The sequence below is a fragment of the Phascolarctobacterium succinatutens YIT 12067 genome (assembly GCF_000188175.1).
GTDB lineage: Bacteria > Bacillota > Negativicutes > Acidaminococcales > Acidaminococcaceae > Phascolarctobacterium_A > Phascolarctobacterium_A succinatutens.
In genome coordinates this window covers 1-8,172 of the sequence record NZ_GL830874.1, presented here as the reverse complement: position 1 = coordinate 8,172, position 8,172 = coordinate 1, and the positions used below count along the sequence as shown (strand labels likewise).

Sequence of the window (8,172 nt, the reverse complement as noted above, 5' to 3'; positions counted from 1 at the left end):
TTCAGGTGTGCAATTTCATTATACAATGAGCCGAATAATAAAAATATAGCATTAGTCCAGGGAATCTTTAAGCATAAGTAATGGACTAACGCAGATTTACAGAAAAAGCCATGTTTTACTGATTTTCGGTAAGACATGGCTTTTCAAATATGAAAATTATGATTGGCATAGGGGGATTAAGATACCAAAATTGATATTTTCCGTACAAAAATCTGATAACAGAGCATCAGCGTTATAGAGCGCTACCTTTCAGTCACAAAACTTTTTAACTGATTTTCTCCTTCTTGCGCACAAAAAAACCGCATAACAAGATGCGGTTTATGCTTGCTTTACATTTACACAATAAAAAACGCTGATGCTTATGCATCAGCGTTAACTTCTGGTAGCGCTAAAGGGAATCGAACCCTTGATTTCGCCTTGAGAGGGCGACGTCTTAGCCGCTTGACCATAGCGCCATTTGGCTCCGGGACTAGGACTCGAACCCAGACCGAATGATCCAGAGTCACTTGTGCTACCATTACACCATCCCGGAGTAGCGATTCTTTTTGAGCACGCTCATCAGAACAATAACAATTATAGCAGATAGATAGCAGTTGGTCAAGTACTTTTTTTGAAAAAAGAAGAATTTTTTTAGAAAAAGTTTTGGAGGACTAGCAACATTTGTTTGAAGTATAGATTGACGCATATGCTTTAGCATGATAAAATCAAGATAATATAACGATTAAATAACAGTGAATAAATATTCGTGACAGGGAGTGATAGCATGAAGCTTTTACATTTGTCGGATCTGCATTTAGGAAAAAAACTTGATGAATTTTCTCTTTATGAGGATCAAAAATATATTTTACAACGTATTGTACAGATGATTTGCGCCAAGCAGCCTGATTGCGTACTGCTTGCCGGAGATATTTATGATAAACCGGTGCCGCCGGCAGAAGCTGTCGTTTTGTTTGATAATTTTCTGAATCAGCTGGCGGAGCTCAAGGTGCCTGTGTGCATCATCAGCGGCAACCATGATTCGGCGGAGCGCTTGGCATTCGGTGCGCAGCTGATGAGCGGCAGCGGCATTCATTTTGCGGGCAGCTACAACGGTGAGGAGCAGAAGCTCGTGTTGGAGGATGAATTCGGCAGGGTGAATATTTTCCTGCTGCCTTTTTTGAAGCCTGCTGTTGTGAAGCATTGGGCACCGGAGGAGGCTGCAGCTGAGATTACAAGCTATCATGATGCGGTGAAATATGCTGTGTCGCAGCTACCGCTGGTACAGGAGGAGCGTAATGTGCTTGTTGCGCATCAGTTTGTCACCGGCGCTGTTACCGCAGGCAGCGAGGCTGTTAATGTGGGCGGACTGGATAATATCGGTGCGGAGGTTTTTGCTGCTTTTGATTATGTGGCCTTGGGGCATATCCATAATCCGCAGAATGTCGGCGGTAATGAGCGTATCCGCTATTGCGGTACACCGCTGAAGTATTCCTTCAGCGAGTTGCAGCAGCAAAAGTCTGTAACAATGGTGGAGCTTGCCGAAAAAGGCAATATGAAGGTTACGCAGCTGCCGCTGACGCCGTTGCGTGAGGTGCGCTATTTAAAGGATACCTTTGAGAATTTAATGGCAAGACCGAATTATGCCATGTTTCCGATGGATGCAAATGGCTTCCTGCAGGATTTTTATTATCTGACGCTTACGGATGAAAACGATGTTCCTAATGCTATGCAGCGCCTGCAGACTGTATATAGGAATTTGCTGCAGCTTGATTATGACAATAAGCGCACGCAGGCGAATGCGGAGCTGAAGGTAACGGAAGATTTGGTAGAAAAAACACCGTTAGAGCTTATTGATGATTTTTATCGTCTGCAGAACAATCAGAAGCTGAGCGAGGAGCAGAAGCAGTATCTTACTAATCTGCTGTCGGAAATGGGAGGTGACGTATTATGAGACCGCTGAAGCTGATTATGAGTGCGTTTGGTCCGTATGCGGGGCAAACCGTGATAGATTTTTCCCAGCTCGGAGAGCAGGGACTGTATCTGATTACCGGTGATACCGGTGCCGGCAAAACCGTAATTTTTGATGCCGTTTCCTATGCCTTGTACGGGCAGACGAGTGGCGGTGTGCGTGATGCCAACATGCTGCGCAGCCAATATGCGGATGCTGATACGCCGACCTTTGTGGAGCTGGAGTTTTCCTTCCGCGGCAAGTGCTACAGGGTAAAACGCAACCCGGAGTACCGTCGTCCGGCGAAGCGTGGCACCGGTATGACGAAGGAGAAGGCCGGTGCCGAGCTGTACTATCCCGATGACCGCGTTCCGGTAACCAGAATGTCGGAGGTAGATAAAAGCATAGTGGAGCTGTTGGGGCTTAATCACAAGCAGTTTACGCAGATTACGATGATTGCTCAGGGACAGTTCCGCAAATTTTTGGATACCAATACGGATGAGCGCAGTAAAATCTTCCGTGATTTATTTCATACATATTTCTTCCAGCAACTGCAGGATAAGCTGAAGCAGGATGCTGCGGCTAAGCGTAACGAATTTGCCGAGCAGCAGCGCCGAAGCGAGCAGGCGCTGAACGGCATCAGCTGCATTTATCCCGCATATACGGAGCAGCTGCAGAGCTTTGCTTTGCGTCATTACGAGGGCTGTGTTGAAGAAGTACTGACTTTGGTTGATACGATTACTGCTCTGGACGAAAAGGAACAGCAGCAGGTGGCGGCAGCGGCGGCTATCGTGACGAAAAATCTGACTGCGCTGCAGGACAGCCTGGGCGCTATTGCTAAAAAGCAGCAGCTTGAAAAATATATGCAGACAACAGAAGCAAAAATGGTAAGCATGCAAAAGCAACTGGAGCAGGAAGCAGCTGCAGCAGTGCAAAGACAGGAGGCTCTGCAAAAGCTTGAGGCAGAGGTCAACGAAGCGCAAAAGGGCGAGGTGGAGCTGGCACAGCTGCAAACAGAAAGGCAGCAGCTGGCTGCACGTCAAAGGGAGCTGCTGCAACTGCAGGATATGCAGCAGCGTTACCAAAGGCAGGAGGTTGTTCTGCTGCAGAAGCGTCAGGAGTATAAGCAGGCCTGTGATAATTTCAATCATCTTAATGAGCTGAGCGATACTTGCTTTGACAGATTTTTGAGCGCGCAGGCGGGCCTTCTGGCGCACGATAAGCTGAAACCAGGCAAGCCCTGCCCGGTTTGCGGTTCCTGCGAGCATCCGCAGCCTGTGCAGCTGGCGCAGGATGCACCTACCGAAAATGATGTTGAGCAGGCACGCGCTAAAGCTGAGGCTGCTCAGAAAATAAGGGATGGCCTTATAGGTGAAGGCAAGGCTTTAAAGGAGCATCTGGAGCTGGATAAAACCTTGCTGCTAGGCAAGGGAGTAGAGCTGCTTGGCTGTGACGATTTGAAGCTGATTGCCGAAAGAGCGCAGTCAGAGCTGAAGGATGTTAACAATAAGATTACGGCTCTGCGCCTGAAGATGGGCTTTTTGCAGGAAAAGGTGGAGCAATACCGTAAGCTGGCGAAAACTTTGGAGCAGCAGAAGGCTGTCGACAAGCAGGCGGAGGCTGCGGCGCAGAGCATAAGGCAGCAGCTGGCAGGTGCCGAAGGACAGCTGCAGGAGCTGAAAAAGCAGCTTGCCGAGCAGAATGAGCTGCTGACGGATGTGGATGAACAGAAGCTGCAGCAGGAGCATGAAAAGCTGCTGGTGCAACAGCGTGAGCTGGAGCTGCAGGATAAGCGGCTGTATGCCGCCATTAAGAATAACCAGCGGATTAAGCAGGAGGTCAGCGGCTACGAAGCGCGCAGGGCAGCCTGCGAAGCGGAGTACAGCTTGATCAACAGCCTTTCCGCAACGCTGAACGGAACCCTGACCGGCAAAAAACGTGTTAATCTGGAAACCTATGTGCAGATGCACTACTTCGATAAAATTCTGCAGCGCGCCAATGTAAGGCTGCTGCACATGAGCCGCGGCCAGTACGAGCTGTGCCGTGACAAAATGCAGGATGCGGACAGCAAGACGGGCAACAGCAAAACAGGCCTTGATTTGGAGGTTAAGGATTATTACAGCGGTAATCTGCGCAGCGTCAAAACCTTAAGCGGCGGCGAATCCTTCATGGCATCGTTGGCGTTGGCGCTGGGGCTGGCGGATGAGGTGCAGTCCTGTGCAGGCGGTATTCAGTTGGATACGATGTTTGTCGACGAAGGATTCGGCTCACTGGATGACAGCAGTCTGCAGCAGGCTATTGCTACACTTCAGGGACTCAGTGAAGGCCATCGCCTTGTAGGTATAATTTCGCATGTACACGATTTGCAGGAAATGATTGACAAAAAAATTCTCGTCAGGAAAAAACGCGGCCAACAGGGGACAGGCAGCGAAGTCGCACTGGTGGTGGATTAAGGTAAAAATATCACTGCGGAAGCAGAAAATTACTTTACCATATATTGTCAGTGTGATAAAATAATCTTTATACTTAAAAGGCAAATCGATTGCTGACATGTTCGTAGCAGCAGTTAAAAAACAAAATGTATGGAGGGCTTGACGATGAAATTATTGGAAGAAAAAATTGTTAATGACGGTGTTATCAAAAGCGGTAATGTCCTGAAGGTTGACAGCTTTTTAAATCATCAGATTGATGTGCCGTTTGTTGCGGAGCTTGGTAAAGAATTAAAGCGCTTGTTTGCAGACAGGAATATTACTAAAATCCTGACTATTGAAGCCTCCGGCATCGGTATTGCCTGCGTTGCGGCAATGTATTTTGGCGTTCCGGTAGTGTTTGCCAAGAAATCCAGCGGCAGCAATATGGATAAGGATGTTTACTTCACTCAAATTTATTCCTATACCCATAGCAAAACAAACGACGTTGTTGTTTCTAAAAGATTCCTGTCTAAAAACGACCACGTGCTGATTATTGATGACTTCCTGGCTAACGGTTGTGCTCTGGAAGGTCTTATTGACATTGTGCGTCAGTCCGGCGGCACTGTTGAGGGCGTTGGCGTTGCTGTAGAAAAAGGCTTCCAGGGTGGCGGCGACAAGCTGCGCAAAGCCGGCTACAACCTGCATTCCTTAGCTATTATTGATAAGATGGATGCCAAAACCAACACAGTAGTGTTCAGACATGAGGAAGAGTAATGAGCGAAAAACAATATACTGATCCGATATACGACTTAGATGGAAAAATTTCTGTAAGCAAGGCGATTCCCTTCGGCCTGCAGCATATTCTGGCGATGTTCGTAGCGAATATCGCTCCGATTCTGATTGTAGCCGGTGTGGTAAAAATGCCGGTAGAGCAGAGCGGTGCGCTGGTGCAGTCGGCAATGCTGGTAGCAGGCATCGGTACGCTGATACAGCTTTATCCTGTCTGGCGTGTCGGCAGTGGTTTGCCTATCGTTATGGGCATCAGCTTCACCTTTGTATCCATCGCCTGTGTTATCGGTGCTAAATACGGTTACGGCGGCGTTATGGGTGCGGTACTGGTTGGCGGTTTGCTGGAAGGCTTTTTAGGTCTGGGAGCAAAATATTGGCGCCGTCTGATTCCACCGATTGTTGCTGCTACCGTTGTTACCTCCATCGGTTTCTCTCTGTTGGCGGTAGGTGCTAACTCCTTCGGCGGCGGCTTCGGTAACCCCAACTTCGGTGATGCTCCTTATATTATTGTAGGTACGATTACTTTGGTAAGCTGCATTGCCTACAATATTTTCGCCAAGTCCTTCTATAAACAGCTTTCCGTGCTTTTTGGTTTGATTGTCGGCTATGTAGTTGCTTATTTTATGGGCATGGTAAACATGAGCAAGCTCGCTGAGGTTAAGCTGATTGCTATTCCTCAGCTGATGCCTTTTACCATGGAATTCCATCCCGATGCAATTTTTGCATTCTTTTTGATTTTCCTGGTTTCCGCTACCGAAACCATTGGTGATACCTCCGCAATGACTGCTATCGGTCTGCGCCGCGATGTTAAAGAAAAAGAAATTTCCGGTTCTATTGTCTGCGATGGTCTGGTAAGCAGCTTGTCTTCCGTTTTCGGCTGCCTGCCTATTACCTCTTTCAGCCAGAACGTAGGCCTGATTGCTATGACAAAGGTTGTTAACCGTTTTGCTATCATGACAGGTGCTGTTATTATGATTATGGCAGGTCTGTTCCCAGCGCTGGGCGTGCTGCTGGCATCTCTGCCGGAGGCTGTTTTGGGCGGTTGCACCTTGATGATGTTCGGTTCTATCGTAGTCAGCGGCGTGCAGATGATTGCCAACTGCGGCTACAACACCCGTAATGTAACGATTGCTTCTTTGGCACTCAGCATCGGTATCGGCTTTACTCAGACACCGGCAATTTTTAAGATTTTCCCTGATTTGATTAAGAATGTTTTTGCAGAAAACTGTGTAGCTGTAGTTTTTATCGTGGCTATGGTATTAAATATCATTCTGCCTAAAGAGGAAGAAGAATAACGATACGTGTTTTAAAATAAAGAGGGGTTACAAATGAAGATTATTGATGCCCATATGCATTATTACAATGTTGATGGTTTTGTGCAGGTTGCAGCCAATGCAGGCTATGAAAATACAGCGGCCTGCTGGCAGAAAATATGCGAAGAAAACAATATCGCTTTTTCCGTAGCTATGGGCAACACTAATTATACGTCTTCGAAATACGGCGGTGTCACACCGCGCATGATTGACCTTGCAGCGCCTTTTGACGAGGCGCATTACAATCAGCCGCAGAACATGGGTTACTGCATGGGTGTAAACAGCGAGGCTATAACCGAAGCAAATGCGGAAAAAACAGCGCAGGAATTTGAACGCTTTATTAAGGACCCGCATTGTTTGGGCATCAAGCTCTATCCCGGTTATAATGCTGTCTATGTCAACGATAAAAGGCATTGGCCGCTGTTTGAGCTGGCGCGTGCCTATAATATGCCAGTTGCAATTCACACAGGCGATACAGCTTGGCCCAGCGGTCTTTTGAAATATTCGCATCCGCTTACTGTTGATGAAGCGGCAGTGGCGTTTCCTGATGTAACCTTTGTTATAGCGCACTGTGGTTGCCCCTGGTTTGCTGATGCGGCAGAGGTGGCCTGCAAGAACGCCAACGTATGCATTGACCTTTCAGGTCTGGTGGAGGGCAATCCAAAACCGCTGATGCTGCTCGAAAGACAGCGTGGCTTTTTGCGCCAGCTGCATACTTGGCTGAATTATATTGGTAATTATGAAAAAATCATGTATGGCAGCGACTGGCCGCTTGTAAATATTCCCCTGTATATCTGGATGATTAGCCACGTTGTTCCCGAATGCTATCACGAGGATGTATTTTATAACAATGCAGTAAGGATTTACAGTAAAATCGGCAAGCTGCTGGAAAAGTGCGGAGGTTGAGATGGGACAGCCTGATATCAAAGAAATAGAGACAGGGCTTAAGGATTGGGACTTTGTGCGCAATCTGCCTGCAGCAATCGGTGATTATACCCTTGTGCCGGGCTCCGGTATCAACGGGCAGATTTTGAATATTGCAGCCTATGTGCATGAAGCATCGCACTGCCGTCTTGATTTGACTTATACAAAAGAAACATTTGACTATGTGCCGGTAAAAACCGTTGGCCTGCATACGTTCCGCGACGTGCGTTTCTTTTGTCGTGACCGCGAGCATTTTGCTGACATGATGCGCAAGAGTTTGCCGGATATTCTGGCCAGCATGGATAAGAAAACCGTGCATACGCTGCCGTATGAAGCGAAAGCGCTGCATTTTGAGCAGTGGGACTATTGGCGTACGCTGCCTGCTCAGGTAGGCGATTATGAGCTGTATATTACACCCGATAATCCCTTGCCTTATATCAATGGTTCCTTTATCTTTTTGGATTATACTGATTTTAAGCATGGCAATCAGATATACTTTTCCTATAATATTTTCCGTGATGAGCTGTTTGCGGAAATGCGCAAGAATCATCTGCCCTTGACCACAGACGCTTTTGACGTGCTTGGCAACGTGCCGGCGGAGGATAAGCTGCAGGCTTTGCAGGTGCATATAGAGGAAAAACTGATGGCTGCATTGGAAGATTAAAAAAAAGTATAAAAAGATGTTGACAAAATAGGTTTAAGTCTGTATAATGTAATTCGTAGTTGATTGGCCCGGTGGTTCAGTTGGTTAGAATGCCGCCCTGTCACGGCGGAGGTCGTGGGTTCGAGTCCCATCCGGGTCGCCAAT

Annotated in this window: 6 protein-coding genes and 3 tRNA genes; 7 read left to right on the top strand and 2 right to left on the bottom strand. The window is 47.4% G+C overall.

The features are described 5' to 3' along the window. Window positions 1-380 precede the first annotated feature (380 nt). Together HMPREF9443_RS03880 and HMPREF9443_RS03875 are read right to left on the bottom strand one after the other, a co-directional pair. Window positions 381-455 (bottom strand) — tRNA-Glu (locus HMPREF9443_RS03880). Between the two features lie 3 nt (window positions 456-458). After that, window positions 459-532: transfer RNA gene (locus HMPREF9443_RS03875), tRNA-Gln, on the bottom strand. Window positions 533-763: 231 nt separating this feature from the next. On the opposite strand from HMPREF9443_RS03875, the gene HMPREF9443_RS03870 reads away from it, so the two are divergent. From HMPREF9443_RS03870 to HMPREF9443_RS03840, 7 genes are all read left to right on the top strand, one after another. Continuing rightward, entirely contained in the window at window positions 764-1,930 is a 1,167-nt protein-coding gene (locus HMPREF9443_RS03870) for an exonuclease SbcCD subunit D (RefSeq protein WP_009145205.1), read from the top strand. Next, a complete protein-coding gene (locus HMPREF9443_RS03865; protein ID WP_009145204.1) occupies window positions 1,927-4,380 on the top strand; it encodes an AAA family ATPase in 2,454 nt (817 codons plus the stop codon). Before HMPREF9443_RS03870 ends, HMPREF9443_RS03865 begins: the two co-directional genes overlap by 4 nt. Before the next feature lie 144 nt (window positions 4,381-4,524). Next, entirely contained in the window at window positions 4,525-5,112 is a 588-nt protein-coding gene (locus tag HMPREF9443_RS03860) for a xanthine phosphoribosyltransferase (protein ID WP_040565016.1), read from the top strand. Then, entirely contained in the window at window positions 5,112-6,422 is a 1,311-nt protein-coding gene (locus tag HMPREF9443_RS03855) for a uracil-xanthine permease family protein (protein WP_009145202.1), read from the top strand. The genes HMPREF9443_RS03860 and HMPREF9443_RS03855 overlap by 1 nt, the downstream gene beginning before the upstream one ends. Before the next feature lie 33 nt (window positions 6,423-6,455). After that, on the top strand, window positions 6,456-7,346 hold the full coding sequence (locus HMPREF9443_RS03850; protein WP_009145201.1) for an amidohydrolase family protein: 891 nt from the start codon (window positions 6,456-6,458) through the stop codon (window positions 7,344-7,346). 1 nt (window position 7,347) lies between these two features. After that, entirely contained in the window at window positions 7,348-8,028 is a 681-nt protein-coding gene (locus HMPREF9443_RS03845; RefSeq protein WP_009145200.1) for a hypothetical protein, read from the top strand. A gap of 65 nt (window positions 8,029-8,093) precedes the next feature. Next, window positions 8,094-8,170 (top strand) — tRNA-Asp (locus HMPREF9443_RS03840). Window positions 8,171-8,172 lie beyond the last annotated feature (2 nt).

Coding starts and splice junctions, on each gene's coding strand:
- HMPREF9443_RS03870 (WP_009145205.1), top strand. CDS start 764: ATGAAGCTTTTACATTTGTCGGATCTGCATTTAGGAAAAAAACTTGAT.
- HMPREF9443_RS03865 (WP_009145204.1), top strand. CDS start 1,927: ATGAGACCGCTGAAGCTGATTATGAGTGCGTTTGGTCCGTATGCGGGG.
- HMPREF9443_RS03860 (WP_040565016.1), top strand. CDS start 4,525: ATGAAATTATTGGAAGAAAAAATTGTTAATGACGGTGTTATCAAAAGC.
- HMPREF9443_RS03855 (WP_009145202.1), top strand. CDS start 5,112: ATGAGCGAAAAACAATATACTGATCCGATATACGACTTAGATGGAAAA.
- HMPREF9443_RS03850 (WP_009145201.1), top strand. CDS start 6,456: ATGAAGATTATTGATGCCCATATGCATTATTACAATGTTGATGGTTTT.
- HMPREF9443_RS03845 (WP_009145200.1), top strand. CDS start 7,348: ATGGGACAGCCTGATATCAAAGAAATAGAGACAGGGCTTAAGGATTGG.